Here is a 16,496-nt window from a genome sequence, read left to right on the forward strand (position 1 = left end):
AAATTTTAAGGAGTCAGTGTGGTATTTCGTGTGGACTTTAAAGTGCGTGATTATGAGTGTGATTTGCAAGGGATCGTCAATAATGGCGTTTACTTTAATTATCTTGAACATGCGCGTCATGAGTTCCTATTATCTGAACGGATTGATTTTGCAGCACTGGCAGAGCAAAAAATTAATCTAGTGGTGATCCGCAGTGAGATGAACTTTAAAGACTCGCTAAAACCGAGTGACGAGTTTTATGTGGAAGTAGAGGTACAAAGAGCCTCTAAAATTAAGTTCGCTTTTGTGCAAAGAGTGATCCGAAAATCAGATGATAAGTTGATGTTAGATGCCATCGTAACAGGGACGTCGGTCAACGAGCGAGGTCGTCCGTTCCTATGTAAGGAAATTGAAAGGCTTTTTGTGTGAGCAAAGCGCTAAAAATTGCGTTTTTTGTCGTTAAAAAGGCACTTTTTTCCGTAAAAATAGATTAAGTGTGTATAATTACACTAACTTAGAAGTTATCGATTTACCATGAAAGCATTTATACAATCATGCGCGTTGAGTGCGCTGTTATTTGGTTGTGCATCCACAGGGAAAGTAGACGAAACACACCTTAAATTCACCCAATGGCAATTAACGCATATGGCGGGTAAAGCCATTAAGAATAGCCCGATATCCATCGAATTTATTGAAGCAATGCAGGTAGCAGGCAATGCGGGATGTAATCGCTTTTTTGGCCAAGGCCTTTTGTCACAAAGTCGGTTGCAGGTCAGCCAGTTAGGCATGACACGCAAACTATGCGATAGCAACACCAATACGACGGAACAAACATTGCTAAAAATGTTGGAAAAAGGCGTACCAGTCATGATGGTCGATGGCGTACTTATTTTTAAAGGTCAGCCTGAATTGCGTTTTCAAGTTGCAGGCTGATCACTTCTTCAGTACACTCGTTGTCAATTCGTTACTTGTCGGAGTGCCCATAGGGCTGAGATCGCATTCATTGCGGGATCCGTGAACCTGATCAGGTTAAAACCTGCGTAGGGAACAAGCTGCCTGTAGTGCAAACATCTGTTTGTTGGCTGCAAGATTTTATGCACGCATAAAATCTGATCATCTGAGGGCAACCTCATCTCGCTCCATTTTGGAGATCTGACAAGACACCTTAAATAACAATGAGGCAAGTCATGTCAAACAATAGTAGCAAACCTTCTCGTCGTGAAAGTCGTGCGGCGGCATCTGAATTTATTTACAACCTTACGGGTCAACCTTTTCCTAGTTCACATAAAGTGTACGTCGAGGGTAATCAAGCAGGCGTGCGCGTCGGTATGCGCGAAATCACGCTGTCTGATAGTTTTGTTGGTGGCACCGAAGACAACCCCGTTTACGAGAAGAATGAGCCTGTACGTGTTTACGATACCTCTGGCCCTTATACCGATCCTGATTTTAAACTGAACGTGCGTGAAGGTTTACCTAAACTACGCAAAGAGTGGATTGATGCGCGCGGTGATACCGAGTGGCTTGATTCTGTGACCTCAAAGTTTTCTCAACAGCGTATGGCCGATGAGGGACTAGATCATATTCGCTTTGAGCACTTACCAAAAATCCGTCGTGCCAAGTTGGGCAAAAACGTCACGCAAATGCACTATGCACGTCAGGGCATTGTCACACCTGAAATGGAATATGTGGCGATCCGTGAGAATATGGGTCGTGCAAAACTGCGTGAAGAGTTATTAGCGCAACAGCACAAAGGGCAATCTTTTGGCGCATCCATTCCAGAATTTATTACTCCAGAGTTTGTGCGTGATGAAATAGCACGTGGTCGCGCTATTTTGCCAAATAACATCAATCACCCAGAATCAGAGCCGATGATTGTTGGTCGCAACTTCTTAGTTAAGGTAAACGCCAACATTGGTAATTCATCGGTGACCTCGTCGATTGAAGAAGAAGTAGAAAAACTGGTTTGGTCGACTCGTTGGGGCGCGGACACGGTGATGGACTTATCAACGGGTCGTTATATTCACGAAACCCGAGAGTGGGTAGTGCGTAATTCACCAGTACCGATTGGTACCGTGCCAATTTATCAAGCACTAGAAAAAGTCAATGGCGTCGCTGAAGATCTTACATGGGAGATTTTCCGCGATACGTTAATCGAGCAAGCTGAGCAGGGCGTGGATTATTTCACTATCCATGCCGGTGTATTGTTACGCTATGTACCGATGACGGCTAAACGTGTGACCGGTATTGTGTCTCGTGGTGGCTCTATCATGGCGAAATGGTGTTTAGCGCACCATAAAGAAAACTTCCTATACACGCATTTTGAAGATATCTGCGAGATCATGAAACAATATGACGTTTGTTTCTCGCTCGGGGATGGTTTACGTCCAGGCTCTATCGCCGATGCCAACGATGAAGCACAATTTTCAGAACTTCGCACACTGGGCGAGTTAACCAAGCTTGCTTGGAAGCATGACGTACAAGTGTTCATTGAAGGCCCTGGTCACGTGCCCATGCACATGATTGAGCAAAATATGAAAGAGCAACTGGAGCATTGTCATGAAGCGCCATTTTATACGCTTGGCCCACTGACAACGGATATTGCACCGGGCTATGATCACTTCACTTCAGGTATTGGCGCTGCGCAAATCGCTTGGTATGGCTGCGCTATGTTGTGTTATGTGACGCCAAAAGAGCACTTAGGCTTACCTAACAAAGAAGATGTAAAAGAAGGTTTGATCACCTACAAAATTGCGGCACACGCGGCAGATTTAGCGAAAGGTCACCCCGGTGCACAAGTGCGTGATAACGCCTTATCAAAAGCACGCTTTGAATTCCGTTGGCACGACCAATTCAACTTAGGCCTAGATCCAGAACGTGCACGTGAATACCATGATGAAACACTACCGCAAGAGTCGGGCAAGGTGGCTCACTTTTGCTCTATGTGTGGTCCGAAGTTTTGTTCGATGAAGATCACTCAAGAAGTACGCGATTATGCCAAAGATCTGGAATCAAAAGGCATCGACCCAAATAACGTTGGTGATGCAATTGAAATCAAGATGGTGGATATCGAAGCACAAATGCAAGCCAAGTCAGAAGAGTTTAAACAAACAGGTTCTGAGCTGTACCACAAAGCAATTTAATTTCACTGTATGGCGCTTTATGCGCGCGTGAAATCGGTGATGCATGCACAGAGCAGCATCACCTTTGAAAACAAAATTGCAGATGGCAGATGTGAAACATGAAAAAACCAAAGGTAGCGATATTAGGGTTTGGTTTGGTTGGTCGAGTTGCAGCTTTAATGCTGCAAGAGCAGTATCAGCTGAGTATTTTTGAGGCGGCTGAAACGCCGGACAATAATGGCGCAGGTGCACTTGCAGCGGCCATGCTCGCCCCTATGGCTGAATCGGTGATCTGTGAGGCGGACCTTGCACAAATGGGCGTTGAGGCCATGGCATTATGGCCAAAACTATTGGCCTCGTTGTCAATGCCTGTGATGTATCAACAAGCTGGCACCCTCATCGTTGCACACCAACAAGATATGGGCGATTTAAGAAGTTTTGAGCAACGCTTAAAACCGTTAGCCGGGCATCACGCTTTGCATGTAACCAGTCATGATATCTCAGAACTAGAGCCTGAGTTGGCAGGGCGTTTTCATCAAGGTATTTATTTACCCAGTGAAGGGCAGCTAGATAACTTGGCTTTTTACAAGGCGAGCTTTGCGCAGTTGCAAAATACCGATTGTCAGTTTTATTTTGGCAAGCCAGCAATGCTGGAGCGCGATGAGCAAGGTATTGCGCAGGTCAATGGGGAAAAATTTGATTGGGTCGTTGATTGCCGCGGTATTGGTGCTAAATCACAGCTTGATGGTTTGCGCGGCGTGCGAGGTGAAGTCGCCCGAATTTATGCACCTGAGGTGACCCTTACTAGGCCCGTGCGGTTAATGCATCCACGTTACCCAATTTATATTGCCCCCAAGCCCAATCATGAATTTGTTATTGGCGCGACGGAAATTGAATCGCAGGATGATGGACCTATCACCGTGCGTTCCACCCTTGAGCTACTGTCCGCGGCGTATACAGTGCATAGTGGTTTTGCCGAAGCGCGTGTTATGGCGATAAGTGCGGGGCTCAGACCGGCTTTTAGTGATAATCGACCTCGCGTTACTACTGAAGGTAATGTGATTAGTATCAATGGTTTATATCGTCATGGTTATTTGCTTGCCCCTGCCGTCGTACAGCAAGCACTGAGTAAGGAGTTATTGTGATAATCACATTTAATGGTCAGGCGATGGAGTCGAACGAACAAAGCCTACAAGCATTTATTAACAGTACAGAGGCTAAAGAGCCTTATGCGGTGGCGTTAAATGGTCAGTTTATACCTCGTAGTCAATGTCAATCAACGTTGCTCAGTGACGGGGATAGCATAGAGTTGTTATCGCCTATTCAGGGGGGATAAGTGATGAGAGAAGATAAACCACTCAGCATTTACGGGCAAACGTTCGAAAGCCGTTTGTTGATAGGATCAGCCTTGTATCCCTCCCCACAGATCATGCAACAGTCAATTACTGCGTCGCAGTCGCAAATTGTCACCGTGTCATTGCGTCGGCAAAACTCAGTCTCGGCTGGAGAAGACTTTTGGCAACTGATCAAAGACACTGGTTTGACCGTGCTGCCAAACACTGCCGGTTGTCACAGCGTCAAAGAAGCGGTGACTTTGGCACACATGTGCAGAGAAGTGTTTGCTACTGATTGGATCAAGCTAGAACTGATCGGTGATGAGTACAACTTACAACCTGATCCCATTGCCTTGATGGAGGCGACAGAAATCTTGCTGCAAGATGGCTTCAAAGTATTGCCCTACTGTACGGATGATTTAGTACTATGCCAGCGTTTGGCCGCACTGGGCTGTGAAGTATTAATGCCTTGGGGTGCCCCCATTGGCACAGGAAAGGGTCTATTAAACCCTTACAATCTTGCAATGATCAGGCAACGTTTACCCGATATGACCTTGATTGTTGATGCCGGGTTAGGGTTACCATCCCATGCCTGCCAAGCGTTGGAAATGGGGTATGATGCGGTATTACTCAATTCGGCTATTGCAGGAGCAGGGTGCCCAGTTAAGATGGCCAGTGCATTCAACTTGGCGGTGCAAGCAGGCAGAGCGGCTTATGTAGCGCAAGCCATGCCCGAAAAAAACGTGGCAGCGCCGTCAACCCCGACCATGGGCATGCCGTTTTGGCATCAAAATTAATCAGTAAATAGGAGTCTGAAATGGCACAAGTAGTTTGGAGTATTGCAGGTTCGGACTCTGGCGGTGGCGCAGGTATTCAAGCAGACATCAAGGCCATGCACAGTTTTGGGGTGCATGGCTGCACCGTTGTCACTGCGCTCACGGCACAAAATAGCATGGCGGTTGAGGCCCTTAACTCAACCTCAACCGAGGTGATAGAATCTCAACTGCAAGCTTTAGAAACCGACCTGCCTGCGCGGGTTATTAAAATAGGCATGCTTGCTAATGTGCAGCAAATACAACTTGTTGCAGAGCATTTAAATCATTACAAAACGAAATGGGCCGAACCGCCTTTGGTGGTATACGACCCCGTCGCCATTGCCAGTAGTGGTGATCAGTTGACCGAAGAAGACACGATTGATGCGCTAAAGACCCATTTGTTACCGCTGGTGGATGTGATCACGCCTAATACACAAGAAACGCAGCTACTTACGGGTGTTTATCTTATTGGTCCAAGTGCGGTACGCGAAGCGGCACAAAAGTTACAACAGCTCGGTGTACGCGCAGTGGTGATAAAGGGTGGGCACTGGGATTATCCGCAAGGGTATTGCGTTGATTATTGTGTAGCGGAAGAGCAAGAATATTGGCTGGGCAATGAAGCGGTGAATACACCGCATACCCATGGTACTGGATGCAGTTTATCTTCAGCGATAGCAGCCTGTTTGGCCAAAGGTTACCCACTAAAAGATGCTTTTATTCTGGCCAAGGCCTATATCAATAAGGGTTTAGCCCAAGCCCAGAGATATGGAGAAGGGATCGGCCCCGTTGCGCATACCGGTTTTCCTGAGGAACTAGAGTATTACCCTCAAGTGATCGAAGCGGGCAGTTGGCTTGCTGATGAACTGGAGTTTGAGCAACCGGATCCATTTAATTTTGCGGCAGGTTTTGCCGATACGGATGGTGATTTGGGGTTGTATGCGGTTGTTGATAGCATTGATTGGGTTGAAAAGTGTTTATCGGCTGGTGTACCTACTGTGCAACTGCGGGTGAAAAATGCTGACCTCGATAGCCTCGAAAACGATATCCAGACCGCAGTTACCTTAGGTCAGAAATATCAAGCTCGGGTGTTTATAAACGACCACTGGCAATTGGCTATTAAGCATGGGGCTTACGGTGTGCACTTGGGGCAAGAAGATCTCAGCGAAGCCAATTTGCAAGCCATTCAACAAGCAGGGTTACGGTTGGGTGTGTCCACCCATGGTTTTTATGAAATGCTCAGAGCACATAATTATCGCCCCAGTTACCTCGCATTTGGGGCAATTTACCCAACGACAACCAAAGACATGACGGGGCAAATTCAAGGGTTGGAAAAGCTATCTCACTTTGTGCCCTTGATGGCTGAACATTACCCAACGGTGGCGATCGGCGGCATTGATCTATCGGTAGCACCTGATGTCGTCAAAACTGGCGTGGGCAGTATTGCCGTGGTGAGGGCGATCACTGAGTCTGACAACCACACTAGGGCAATAGCGCAACTTAAAGCGTGTTTGGAGCCGTATTAAACCATGACGTTAGACGATAAAGAGCGACTGAGATACAGCCGCCACTTGCTGTTGAAAGAGGTGGGAGAGCAGGGGCAACTTGCACTGAAAAGTGCTCATGTTGCGGTGGTTGGGTGTGGCGGCTTGGGGAGTCCTGCGCTGTTCTATTTGGCGGCAAGTGGAGTCGGTTCGCTCACTTTTATCGATGACGATGAGGTCGAGTTGTCTAATTTACAGCGTCAGATTTTGTATAAGGTCAGTCATTTAGGGCAGCCAAAAAGTCAGGCAGCGAGCAAGGTACTGGCGAGTTTGAACAATAGTATTATGCTCAACCCCATTCATGGCAAAGTCTCGGGCGATAATATTCATGCTCTGCTAGCGCAAGCGGATATTGTACTCGATTGTAGCGATAACTTCGAAACGCGTTATTTGCTTAACCGTTATTGCTTAGAACATAAAAAAGTCTTGATCTCAGGAGCGGCTATCGCCACAACAGGTCAAGTCATGTGCTTTGACTTTCGAGAGAATGGACCTTGTTATGCTTGTGTATTTCCTCAAAGTGATGAAGTAGAAAGTACTAACTGTGATAATTTTGGCGTATTGAGCCCACTGCTTGGCGTGATCGGCGCTCAACAAGCGTTATTAGCGATAAATACTATTTTAGGTCATCACATTGGGAGCTATTTTGCGAGTGTTGATGGTATGACGCTTAAGCAGAACGCTTGGCAAATAGCCAAAGATAGTCAATGTATGGTTTGTAGTGCGTAGTGTTAGAAATTGCTAAGGCCAATGTGGATTGGCCTTAGCAGGTAAGTGGCTATTTTTTGATGGTTGCGAATGGTGTGCCCATGCGTGTGACTGTTTCCGGCAGTTCACTGTCTAAGAAGTCGGCTTGATTTGCACCCCACGCTAGAATAACGGTTGAGCCCAGTTTGAAGCGGCCCATTTCCTCGCCTTTTTTCAACGACACAGCATTACTGCCAGTTGCTGGGTAATCCCAACTGAATACATCTTTGCCCGCTGGTGGCGTTACCGTGCCTGCCCAAATGGTTTCGATGCTGGCAACGATGGTTGCACCCACTAACACCATAGCAAGCGGGCCAATCTCGGTGTCAAAGATGGCAACCACACGTTCGTTACGCGCAAACAGGTTAGGTACATTCTGCGCGGTTAACGGATTGACAGAGAATAAGTCGCCTGGCACGTAAATCATGCGCTTCAGCGTGCCATCGATAGGCATATGAATACGGTGATAATCTTTTGGTGCTAAATAAATGGTCGCGAACTTACCGCCATTAAAAGGTAAGAAGTCATCTTCTTTCCCACCTAAAAGGGTTTGTAGGCTGTAATCATGCCCTTTGGCTTGAATGATTTGCCCATCAACAACATCGCCTAACTGGCTAATAGCGCCATCTACAGGGTGGGCAATAATATTTTTATCTTCAGCGAGAGGGCGAATACCCGGCTTTAAAGGACGAGTAAAGAATTCATTGAAGGTTTTGTAATGTGCAGGGTCTTCGTGAAGCGCCTCGCTCATATCAATTTTGTATTGCTTGATAAATAATTTAATCAATTTCGTGGTGAGTGCACCGGCCTCTGCCGCAGCAAGTTTACCGACCAAGCGTGATAACGCGTGCTTAGGCAGTGCATACTGCATAGCAATTTTTAATTTATCCAAGTTCACGTTGTTATTTCCTACAAAAATTTTGCTGATAGTAGCACAGATTTAAACACGCGGTGCACGAGCACCAGCACGGCCATCGGCCATAGACTCTAAAATACGATGATAACTGTCAAAGCGCAATTCACTGATTTTCCCTTCATTGACGGCTTCAACGAGTAAGCAACCTGGATCATTTAAATGCTTACAGTCACGAAAACGACAGCCACCGATAAATTCTCTAAATTCCTTGAAGCACCAAGTCACGCGCTCAACTTCCAGATGCCATAGACCAAACTCGCGAATTCCCGGTGAGTCAATCAAATTACCGCCACTAGGAAGGTGATGTAGGCGTGATACTGTGGTGGTATGTTGTCCTAAGCCACTGTTTTCAGATACTTCTTGAGTGAGAATATCCGCATTGGGCAATACGGTATTGACCAAAGTTGATTTACCCACTCCCGACTGGCCAACAAAAATATTATTTTTTCCTGCGAGCTTTTGTTTTAGCTCGTCTATCCCTTCACCGGTTTTATTGCTAACCAGCAAAACCTGATAGCCAAGTGCTCGATAAATATCTAACACCTCTTCGATATACTCGCGGCTTTCACCATCCAATAAATCCACTTTATTGAGCAGGAGAATAGGTTCGATGCCCATATCTTCACAAGCAACAAGGTAACGGTCGATAATATGCGGTGTAAACTCTGGCAGCACCGCCGACACCATGAGAATTTGGTCGATGTTCGCTGCCACAACTTTAACACCATCATAAAAATCAGGGCGAGTTAGTTGCGAGCGACGCTCTTCGGTGGTTTCTATTACCCCTGCTAAGTCACCATCGCTCACCTTTGCGCGGCGAAAGAACACTTCATCACCACAAACAAGGCTTTTAATCGTACGCCTGATATTGCAGCGAAGTATGTCACCCTGCGCTGTTTCAATGTCCGCGTGTTGGCCAAAGCGGCTGATCACCACGGCAGGTTCAATCGGACCTAGGTTATCAGTTTGCCACGTCGTCTCTTGTTGGTTTGCACCTTGCTGTTTCGCTTTGTGCAAACGCTTTTGATGGTTGGCGCTGATCCGTCTGGATTGGCCTTTACTAAGTTTTTTCTGTTTTGCCATGTTACTTTGGTCTACCGCCAGAAATAAGATAATTTGTTTAAATTTGCCTATTCCTGTACTGTTTGTTTTGTGAGCTGCATGTAATTGGTCTATAACTCAATTAAATGCCCCGCTTTTTAAAAAAAAGCTTTAGGTCAACTGGTGAAGCTAATATGATATATCTAATTGCATTGGATCTAAAGGAAAGTACCGCTAAGGTAGTCTATGTCGTTTAATGAATCTAACTTGATCTGGCTTGACCTTGAAATGACGGGTCTAGAACCTAAAACAGATAAAATCCTCGAAATTGCCACCGTGATCACCGATTGCGACCTTAATATTTTGGCGGAAGGCCCTGTAATTGCTATCCACCAAAGTGATGAACTGCTTGATGGCATGGACGAGTGGTGCACTAATCAACACGGCCGCTCTGGCTTAACTGCACGCTGTAAAGCCAGTAAGTTAACAGAAGAAGATGCCATTAAACAAACGCTCGATTTCCTTAAAGGTTGGGTACCGCCCGCTAAATCTCCGATGTGTGGTAATTCAATCGGTCAAGACCGCCGCTTTTTAAATAAATATATGCCTGAGCTGGAAGCATATTTTCATTACCGAAATCTAGATGTGAGCACAGTTAAGGAACTAGCACGTCGTTGGAAGCCTGAATTACTCGATGAAGTTAAAAAGAAAAGTTCACACTTGGCGCTTGATGACATCAAAGACTCCATTATGGAATTAAAAATCTACCAAGAAAAGTTTTTCAATATTTAAAAAAATACTTGCAAAGCTTTTTTTATGTTGTAGAATCCTGCCCCGCTTAAGACGAGAAGCCTTGCGGGGTTTTTAATCTAAAGTAATGAAAATTTTATGCGGCACTAGCTCAGCTGGTAGAGCGCAACCTTGCCAAGGTTGAGGTCACGAGTTCGAACCTCGTGTGCCGCTCCAAATTTTCTTTGTATCAAGTGATACCTAACTCAGCTATTAATGTGTTAAACATATTATTGACTTGAGTGAATATGGAATGCGGCACAAGCTCAGCTGCAAGATTGTTAGACGCGACTTGTCGCGCTTCAGCGGTCAAAAACTATGAGTATTTATGAAGCGGCACTAGCTCAGCTGGTAGAGCGCGACCTTGCCAAGGTCGAGGTCACGAGTTCGAACCTCGTGTGCCGCTCCAATCTTCCATTCTTATCATGAGATACTCAGCTCAAAAAGACAAAACGTTGGTCTGACGGTCAAGTTTGAGCAATTCAGGAATGCAGCACTAGCTCAGCTGCAAGATTGTTAGACGCGATTTGTCGCGCACCAGCAGTCAAAAATTATGAGCTTCTATGAAGCGGCACTAGCTCAGCTGGTAGAGCGCGACCTTGCCAAGGTCGAGGTCACGAGTTCGAACCTCGTGTGCCGCTCCAATCTTTCTTACTTATCCCATATTTTCAAAAATATTTCTTTCGAACAAAAATTTTAATTGCTTAATAATCCAACTCTACGTAAAATACGCGCTCTTTCGGCTATCACATTTAGTTCCTTGCCTTCACCCGACTGGCCGAAACGGGATAAGGCTATATTAACCGTAAGGAATATCCATGCGTCATTACGAAATCGTATTCATGGTTCACCCAGATCAAAGTGAGCAAGTACCTGGTATGATCGAGCGTTATACTGGTTCTATCACTGAAGCTGGCGGTACTATTCACCGTTTAGAAGACTGGGGCCGTCGTCAATTGGCATACCCAATCGAAAAGCTTCACAAAGCACACTATGTTCTTATGAACGTTGAAGCACCAACTGAAGTAATCAACGAGCTTGAAACTTCTTTCCGCTACAACGATGCAGTACTACGTAACCTAGTTATGCGTACTAAAACTGCTGTAACTGAAGCATCTCCTCTTGTAAGAGAAGAGAAAAAAGAAGCAGCTACTGCTTAATCGTTATTGACTCTGGACATTTGAGGGTTTGCGGTGCAACAACAGGCTGACCTGTATACAAATCAATATGTGCTTTCGGGCGTGATTTGTAAAACACCCAAATTTAATCAAAGCCCAGCTGGTATACCCCATTGCATCTTTGTGCTTGAGCACAAATCAATGCAAGTAGAAGCAGACCTTAACCGTAATAGTTATGTTCGACTTCAGGTGGTCGCCAGCGGGCAGCAGTTCCAGTCTCAAACACAGCATTTATACGTTGGGCAAGCAGTACAAGTTCGAGGTTTTTTAAACCGTCACGAAAGCCGAAATGGTTTGAGTCAACTCGTACTACACGCACAACATATTGAAAGAATTAATTGAGGAAATTACTCATGGCACGTTATTTCAGACGTCGTAAGTTCTGCCGTTTTAAAGCGGAAGGCGTACAACAAATCGATTACAAAGATCTAGCTACTCTTAGAAACTATGTAACAGAAAGTGGCAAAATCGTACCTAGCCGTATCACAGGTACTAGCGCTAAATACCAGCGCCAGCTAGCAACTGCTATCAAGCGTGCTCGCTACTTAGCCCTTCTTCCATACACTGACTTACACAAGTAAGCAGCTGACTAACAGTTTTTAAAAGGTGTAGAGACATGCAAGTTATTCTACTAGACAAGATCGCTAACCTAGGTAGCCTAGGTGACCAGGTTGTTGTTAAATCTGGCTTCGCACGTAACTTCTTATTCCCTAAAGGTAAAGCAGTTCCTGCGACTAAAGCAAACATCGAAACTTTCGAAGCACGTCGTGCTGATTTAGAAGCGAAAATCGCTGAAGAATTAGTTGCTGCACAAGCACGTGCTGAGAAACTTGAAGCATTAGCAGAAGTTACATTAGTTTCTAAAGCTGGTGACGAAGGTAAGCTATTTGGTTCTATCGGTACTCGTGACATCGCTGACGCTATTTCAGCTGTTGGTGTTGAAGTTGCTAAATCAGAAGTTCGTCTACCTCTAGGTACTATCCGTGAGACTGGTGAATTTGACGTAGCTATCGCAGTACACTCAGACGTAACAGCTACTATCAAAGTAATCGTTATTGCTGAAGCTTAATCTTTTGAATTAAGCAAAACCGTGCACGCCAGTGCACGGTTTTTTATTTTCTTATCTGATATATAAAAACAATTCTAATTTCAGTACCTGTCTTGTTATTTCGTGCACAATGTCCATGTTATAAAGTGCCAATTATTAGTAATAGCGGAATAGGCATGTTGGCTTTGTCATCTAATGACACGTGCAAATATCAATTTTTGATAATGAGTGTTAACTTATAGACACAATTAATAGTAATTAAGTACTGCTATAATTATTGTTATAATTTTCGTATTGCCAATTGACAGCGTTGTCCTTGGTTTGGGGAATATTGAGGGTTTGATGAAGAATTTTCAGGGTTTTTCTTTTATTGAATTACTGATCGCCGCGGCAATTGTATCTATTTTAGGATTGGTTGCGTATCCAACTTATTTAGAAGCGGTTGTTGATGGTAGGCGCTCAGAAGCACAGCAAGAGCTATTACAAACAGCGGTTGTGCTTGAACGCTATTACTCGCGAAATGGGGTATATCCTGATAAAAGTGGCTTTAGTGGCTTGCCAACATTGGAACACTATACGTTTAGCTATGATCCAAGTGCATTGACAGGCCAAACACAGCTTCGACTATATGTATTAACTGCCACACCAACAGGGAGTGCGCAAAGTGGTGATCCCTGTGGAGCGGTAACGCTTGACCAAATAGGCACTCAAGGAGCTGCAATAGATGGGTGTTGGTAGTCGCATCAATAAGGGCTTCACTCTTATGGAGCTGCTTATCACCTTATCTATTCTGGGTATTTTATCTGTTATGGCTATGCCGTCATTTGTGCAACAGATTAAGCAGGACCGATTAACAAACAATGCCAACTTGATGAGTGCATTTTATAAATACTCGCGTAGTGAGGCGGTAAAGCAGGCTAAAAGTGTACAACTAGTGAAAAGCGCCAGTGAATGGTTATTACAAGCGAACGATGGCACTGGTACATTGAAAACTTTAGATAAGTTTTCTGTAACTCATAGTTCAGTTGAAATTACCTATGTTGATAGAACGATCAGCTCAACAGGGGAACTAGATCAAGCAATAAATATTCTAATTACTGATAATGACAGTACGACAGGAGATTATCGTTTTTGTGTATTACAAAGTGGGCAAAGCTGGATAGATAAGGCGGAAAACAGTTGTTAAAAGGTAAAGGTTTTTCTTTGGTAGAAGTATTAATGTCTATGCTAATCGCGAGCATTGCGCTGTTGGGCTTAGCTGCAACGCAGTTAAGATCACTACAATTTGCAACCAATAGCTTTGATTACACCGTCTCTTTGATATTGAGTCAAAATGCAATGGAACGTATATGGTCGCAGCTATGTACCATACAGCATGCAAACCCGAGCTACTACAACGATGCTAATTTTCGAAATGCACTGCTAGCACCAGAGAACTTACGAGATTCGTTTACTGTGAATGTGCCAACTGCTTATCCAACGACTAGTAATAGCATGCCTATTTCAGTGACTTGGGTCGATACACGGGTTAATACAGATGCAAGCAAGAATTTAGATAAAGTTGAGATTAACGCCACGTTTGTTGCGTTGCCAAACACTTGTACCCCAACAGCGGTGTTGCCATGAGTAGAGGTTATTCACTTGTTGAGTTAATGGTCGCGCTAGCTGTCGGCTCTTTTTTAATTATTGGTATCGCAATGTCTTACTCTGCGATTAAGGGCACCGTAGCATCAGCACAGGAGCTTGCCAATGCACAAGAAGTGATCCGTTATACGCAGCAGATCATGTCTCGTAGTATCAAACAAACGCCTAGTGCACCAACTATTTCTGCTGATGGTTTAACTATGACTGTGCAACAACAGTCGTTTACGCCTTCTTGCCAAGGCTCTGTACCTACCATTGCGTTTAATGAGGTCTATACTTTAAGTAATGGGTACCTAACTTGTGACATTATAGATAGAGGTACTGCGCTTAGTTTAGGGGTTGCTAATTTGTTGCGGGGAGTACAAGCATTGACATTTAGTAGCAGTGCAAGCGGTTTGTTGGTTGATGTAACCGTGACTCCAGAAAATGTACCAACACAATTTGCAGGCGGTATCGTGATTAGCCTTGCTGCCACGAGAGTATTGATGAGGTGAAGTAGATGAAGTACAAGCAAAGAGGTTTTACACTCGTCAAGGTGCTGTTACTCAGTACGATGGCGGGTGTGATTGTATTTGGCGCGATGAAAGAAACGCTGGTTCAAGAGCGTTTGTCTGGTAATTTCCAAAAAAGCATGAATGCGCGATTCCTTTCGGAAAAAGGCATCTATGATATGGCGGACCAACTCAGAGGTAAGCTAATTAATAACCCTTATGTTACGCGAGACGAGCTTGTTGCACTGCAAGAGCCATTTTCTGGCGGGGGTGAGATAGGAGATGACCTAAAGTACGATGTAAGTGCTTATGCGCATCCTGATGATGAAAATATCATCGTTATTGTGAGTTCAGGCGAGCGTTATAGTGGCGACTCGAATGATAAGATCATTGCCTACTACAAATTTACACCCGCAACCAAAACCCCAATTAACGACAGTTTAATTTCCGGTTGTATGGGCGTTACGCTCAAGGGTAGTGGTTTGATGGACAGCTATGACTCATCACTTGGCAGCTACGAAGAAACAAAAGGCGGTAATGCACAAATTACAACGGGTGGTAGTAATGCCCATGTTTACTTACAAGGGCACTCCATCATTAAAGGTGATGTAAATTCAGCCGGTGGTGTGTACTTGACTGGCTCGTCGCCAATTTACGGGGATGTAAAAGCCAATGGTAATGTGGAGATCTCCCCTGGAGGTGGTATTCGTGTCGATGGTAACGTTGAAACGCTGAGTGACTTTATTCACCAAGGGGGCGAAATCACGGGTTATGTTCGTGCTACAGGCGATGCGACGATGAAGTGGGGGGCATTGATCAGTAATAAGGAGAATGTTGCTCTTGATATTCAGTACGGTGGCACGGGGACTTTTCCTGATGGCAGTGACTTTTATCAAGATGGCGCTCATTATTCTGCGAGTAAATTTAACGTTGATCCGGGTTTGATGCCATTAGAAGTATACGCTCCGGATTCGGAGCAGTGTGATCCGGCTGGTATTATCAGCAATATGGACAGCGTGATAGGTGATAGCAGTGCATTTTTAAACTACACCATCGATGCTAACGACTATTATACCTTTACTCCAACGCGTCTTGACCATGAAAGACGCAACGGTAATAGCGGTAATGTGAGAGAATCGGGAGCAATTCTTGCGACCCAACAAAATGTGTATACCTTCGACGCAAATGCACAGCGCTATGAGGATATAGTCGAAAATAGTAGTGGTGATGAATATGTCTTTGGCATGAAGAGCTTTTCACTGTCGAGTAATGGCAATGTTACGATTCAAGGTGGTGATGTGATTTTCTTGGTCGATGGTAACTTTAGCATTAAGGGCGGTTCATCGATGACCATTAAAGATGACAGTTCCTTAACCTTATTCGTCACTGGTAACTTTGAGCTGGGCGGTGGCGGTAATGTGTTCGTTGAACGTCATGGTTTAACCAGTAACGGACACGCAACATTTAGCATCTATTCCAACAAGTCAGGTGAAGCCATTTCAATCAGTGGTAGCAGTGAGATGTATTCTGTGGTTTACGCACCGCTGGCAACGATTGATGTACAAGGAAGTGGGGCCATTTATGGTAGCATTTTAGGCTCATACATTACAGGACAAGGCAATCCTGATTTTCACTTTGATGAAGCAGTTAAAACCATTACAGGTGGTACTTCATCTGGTGGTGGTGGCTCAACTACCAATAAAGCCACTTTAACCTTTGAGCGTTGGTACTACAGATTGCCGGAAAAGCTCAAAGCATCTGAATAACATGAAAGGCCCTTAAATTGAAGGGCCTTTTTTATTGCCAATAATTTTTCAAACCTCTTTAAACCTTTTCAACTTTTCACTACGTCTA

Annotated in this window: 20 protein-coding genes, 3 tRNA genes and 1 riboswitch; of the genes, 21 read left to right on the plus strand and 2 right to left on the minus strand. The window is 44.7% G+C overall.

Features of this window, described 5'->3' with window-relative positions; all coding sequences use genetic code 11:
* Positions 1-18 precede the first annotated feature (18 nt).
* From AC5FX4_RS04140 to AC5FX4_RS04175, 8 genes are all read left to right on the plus strand, one after another.
* Positions 19-408 (plus strand): acyl-CoA thioesterase, encoded by a 390-nt coding sequence (locus AC5FX4_RS04140; RefSeq protein WP_493605230.1) that lies wholly within the window; start codon positions 19-21, stop codon positions 406-408.
* 105 nt (positions 409-513) lie between these two features.
* Positions 514-912 (plus strand): META domain-containing protein, encoded by a 399-nt coding sequence (locus AC5FX4_RS04145; RefSeq protein ID WP_493605231.1) that lies wholly within the window; start codon positions 514-516, stop codon positions 910-912.
* A gap of 29 nt (positions 913-941) precedes the next feature.
* Positions 942-1,043, plus strand: a riboswitch (TPP riboswitch).
* 123 nt (positions 1,044-1,166) lie between these two features.
* Positions 1,167-3,119 carry a phosphomethylpyrimidine synthase ThiC gene (gene thiC, locus AC5FX4_RS04150; RefSeq protein ID WP_493605232.1) on the plus strand — a complete coding sequence of 651 codons (1,953 nt, stop codon included), beginning with the start codon at positions 1,167-1,169 and terminating at the stop codon, positions 3,117-3,119.
* 98 nt (positions 3,120-3,217) lie between these two features.
* Complete coding sequence (locus AC5FX4_RS04155) at positions 3,218-4,243, plus strand: FAD-dependent oxidoreductase (RefSeq protein ID WP_493605233.1); 1,026 nt, start codon at positions 3,218-3,220, stop codon at positions 4,241-4,243.
* Entirely contained in the window at positions 4,240-4,434 is a 195-nt protein-coding gene (gene thiS / locus AC5FX4_RS04160) for a sulfur carrier protein ThiS (protein WP_493605234.1), read from the plus strand. The genes AC5FX4_RS04155 and thiS overlap by 4 nt, the downstream gene beginning before the upstream one ends.
* A gap of 3 nt (positions 4,435-4,437) precedes the next feature.
* Complete coding sequence (locus AC5FX4_RS04165; protein WP_493605235.1) at positions 4,438-5,229, plus strand: thiazole synthase; 792 nt, start codon at positions 4,438-4,440, stop codon at positions 5,227-5,229.
* Between the two features lie 20 nt (positions 5,230-5,249).
* Complete coding sequence (gene thiD / locus AC5FX4_RS04170; protein WP_493605236.1) at positions 5,250-6,770, plus strand: bifunctional hydroxymethylpyrimidine kinase/phosphomethylpyrimidine kinase; 1,521 nt, start codon at positions 5,250-5,252, stop codon at positions 6,768-6,770.
* 3 nt (positions 6,771-6,773) lie between these two features.
* The gene (locus tag AC5FX4_RS04175; protein WP_493605237.1) at positions 6,774-7,517 is read left to right on the plus strand and encodes a HesA/MoeB/ThiF family protein; all 744 of its coding nucleotides are present in this window, start codon (positions 6,774-6,776) and stop codon (positions 7,515-7,517) included.
* Between the two features lie 49 nt (positions 7,518-7,566).
* Here AC5FX4_RS04175 and asd read toward each other — a convergent pair whose 3' ends face one another.
* Both asd and rsgA read right to left on the minus strand, forming a co-directional pair.
* Entirely contained in the window at positions 7,567-8,433 is an 867-nt protein-coding gene (asd, locus tag AC5FX4_RS04180; RefSeq protein WP_493605238.1) for an archaetidylserine decarboxylase, read from the minus strand.
* Positions 8,434-8,475: 42 nt separating this feature from the next.
* Entirely contained in the window at positions 8,476-9,534 is a 1,059-nt protein-coding gene (gene rsgA / locus AC5FX4_RS04185) for a small ribosomal subunit biogenesis GTPase RsgA (protein ID WP_493605239.1), read from the minus strand.
* Positions 9,535-9,738: 204 nt separating this feature from the next.
* Between rsgA and orn the strand changes: the two genes are divergently transcribed.
* The 13 genes from orn (at position 9,739) to AC5FX4_RS04250 (ending at position 16,408) form a co-directional block, all read left to right on the plus strand.
* A complete protein-coding gene (gene orn / locus AC5FX4_RS04190; RefSeq protein ID WP_493605240.1) occupies positions 9,739-10,284 on the plus strand; it encodes an oligoribonuclease in 546 nt (181 codons plus the stop codon).
* Positions 10,285-10,382: 98 nt separating this feature from the next.
* A tRNA-Gly gene (locus AC5FX4_RS04195) sits at positions 10,383-10,458 on the plus strand.
* 156 nt (positions 10,459-10,614) lie between these two features.
* Positions 10,615-10,690 (plus strand) — tRNA-Gly (locus tag AC5FX4_RS04200).
* 159 nt (positions 10,691-10,849) lie between these two features.
* Positions 10,850-10,925, plus strand: a tRNA-Gly gene (locus AC5FX4_RS04205).
* Between the two features lie 174 nt (positions 10,926-11,099).
* The gene (gene rpsF, locus AC5FX4_RS04210; protein ID WP_070986357.1) at positions 11,100-11,441 is read left to right on the plus strand and encodes a 30S ribosomal protein S6; all 342 of its coding nucleotides are present in this window, start codon (positions 11,100-11,102) and stop codon (positions 11,439-11,441) included.
* Between the two features lie 33 nt (positions 11,442-11,474).
* Positions 11,475-11,801: a primosomal replication protein N gene (gene priB / locus AC5FX4_RS04215; protein WP_493605241.1), complete on the plus strand. Its 327-nt coding sequence runs from the start codon at positions 11,475-11,477 to the stop codon at positions 11,799-11,801.
* 11 nt (positions 11,802-11,812) lie between these two features.
* Positions 11,813-12,040, plus strand: a complete 228-nt coding sequence (gene rpsR / locus AC5FX4_RS04220) for a 30S ribosomal protein S18 (protein ID WP_002962753.1) — start codon at positions 11,813-11,815, stop codon at positions 12,038-12,040.
* Between the two features lie 35 nt (positions 12,041-12,075).
* Positions 12,076-12,528 (plus strand): 50S ribosomal protein L9, encoded by a 453-nt coding sequence (gene rplI / locus AC5FX4_RS04225; protein WP_493605242.1) that lies wholly within the window; start codon positions 12,076-12,078, stop codon positions 12,526-12,528.
* A gap of 321 nt (positions 12,529-12,849) precedes the next feature.
* Entirely contained in the window at positions 12,850-13,245 is a 396-nt protein-coding gene (locus AC5FX4_RS04230) for a type IV pilin protein (RefSeq protein WP_493605243.1), read from the plus strand.
* Complete coding sequence (locus AC5FX4_RS04235) at positions 13,232-13,693, plus strand: pilus assembly FimT family protein (protein WP_493605244.1); 462 nt, start codon at positions 13,232-13,234, stop codon at positions 13,691-13,693. The genes AC5FX4_RS04230 and AC5FX4_RS04235 overlap by 14 nt, the downstream gene beginning before the upstream one ends.
* A complete protein-coding gene (locus AC5FX4_RS04240) occupies positions 13,687-14,133 on the plus strand; it encodes a prepilin-type N-terminal cleavage/methylation domain-containing protein (RefSeq protein WP_493605245.1) in 447 nt (148 codons plus the stop codon). The genes AC5FX4_RS04235 and AC5FX4_RS04240 overlap by 7 nt, the downstream gene beginning before the upstream one ends.
* Positions 14,130-14,645 (plus strand): PilW family protein, encoded by a 516-nt coding sequence (locus tag AC5FX4_RS04245; RefSeq protein ID WP_493605246.1) that lies wholly within the window; start codon positions 14,130-14,132, stop codon positions 14,643-14,645. Before AC5FX4_RS04240 ends, AC5FX4_RS04245 begins: the two co-directional genes overlap by 4 nt.
* Positions 14,646-14,650: 5 nt before the next feature.
* Complete coding sequence (locus tag AC5FX4_RS04250; protein WP_493605247.1) at positions 14,651-16,408, plus strand: DUF7305 domain-containing protein; 1,758 nt, start codon at positions 14,651-14,653, stop codon at positions 16,406-16,408.
* The last annotated feature ends 88 nt before the right edge of the window (positions 16,409-16,496 follow it).

It is taken from the genome of Pseudoalteromonas sp. ATL1, from assembly GCF_058933015.1.

Excerpts from the sequence above, each read along its gene's own strand:
- AC5FX4_RS04155 (WP_493605233.1), top strand. The coding sequence starts at position 3,218 with ATGAAAAAACCAAAGGTAGCGATATTAGGGTTTGGTTTGGTTGGTCGA.
- rpsF (WP_070986357.1), top strand. The coding sequence starts at position 11,100 with ATGCGTCATTACGAAATCGTATTCATGGTTCACCCAGATCAAAGTGAG.
- rsgA (WP_493605239.1), bottom strand. The coding sequence starts at position 9,534 with ATGGCAAAACAGAAAAAACTTAGTAAAGGCCAATCCAGACGGATCAGC.
- AC5FX4_RS04145 (WP_493605231.1), top strand. The coding sequence starts at position 514 with ATGAAAGCATTTATACAATCATGCGCGTTGAGTGCGCTGTTATTTGGT.
- AC5FX4_RS04230 (WP_493605243.1), top strand. The coding sequence starts at position 12,850 with ATGAAGAATTTTCAGGGTTTTTCTTTTATTGAATTACTGATCGCCGCG.
- rpsR (WP_002962753.1), top strand. The coding sequence starts at position 11,813 with ATGGCACGTTATTTCAGACGTCGTAAGTTCTGCCGTTTTAAAGCGGAA.
- AC5FX4_RS04245 (WP_493605246.1), top strand. The coding sequence starts at position 14,130 with ATGAGTAGAGGTTATTCACTTGTTGAGTTAATGGTCGCGCTAGCTGTC.
- rplI (WP_493605242.1), top strand. The coding sequence starts at position 12,076 with ATGCAAGTTATTCTACTAGACAAGATCGCTAACCTAGGTAGCCTAGGT.
- AC5FX4_RS04235 (WP_493605244.1), top strand. The coding sequence starts at position 13,232 with ATGGGTGTTGGTAGTCGCATCAATAAGGGCTTCACTCTTATGGAGCTG.
- AC5FX4_RS04175 (WP_493605237.1), top strand. The coding sequence starts at position 6,774 with ATGACGTTAGACGATAAAGAGCGACTGAGATACAGCCGCCACTTGCTG.
- thiD (WP_493605236.1), top strand. The coding sequence starts at position 5,250 with ATGGCACAAGTAGTTTGGAGTATTGCAGGTTCGGACTCTGGCGGTGGC.
- AC5FX4_RS04250 (WP_493605247.1), top strand. The coding sequence starts at position 14,651 with ATGAAGTACAAGCAAAGAGGTTTTACACTCGTCAAGGTGCTGTTACTC.
- AC5FX4_RS04165 (WP_493605235.1), top strand. The coding sequence starts at position 4,438 with ATGAGAGAAGATAAACCACTCAGCATTTACGGGCAAACGTTCGAAAGC.
- orn (WP_493605240.1), top strand. The coding sequence starts at position 9,739 with ATGTCGTTTAATGAATCTAACTTGATCTGGCTTGACCTTGAAATGACG.
- thiC (WP_493605232.1), top strand. The coding sequence starts at position 1,167 with ATGTCAAACAATAGTAGCAAACCTTCTCGTCGTGAAAGTCGTGCGGCG.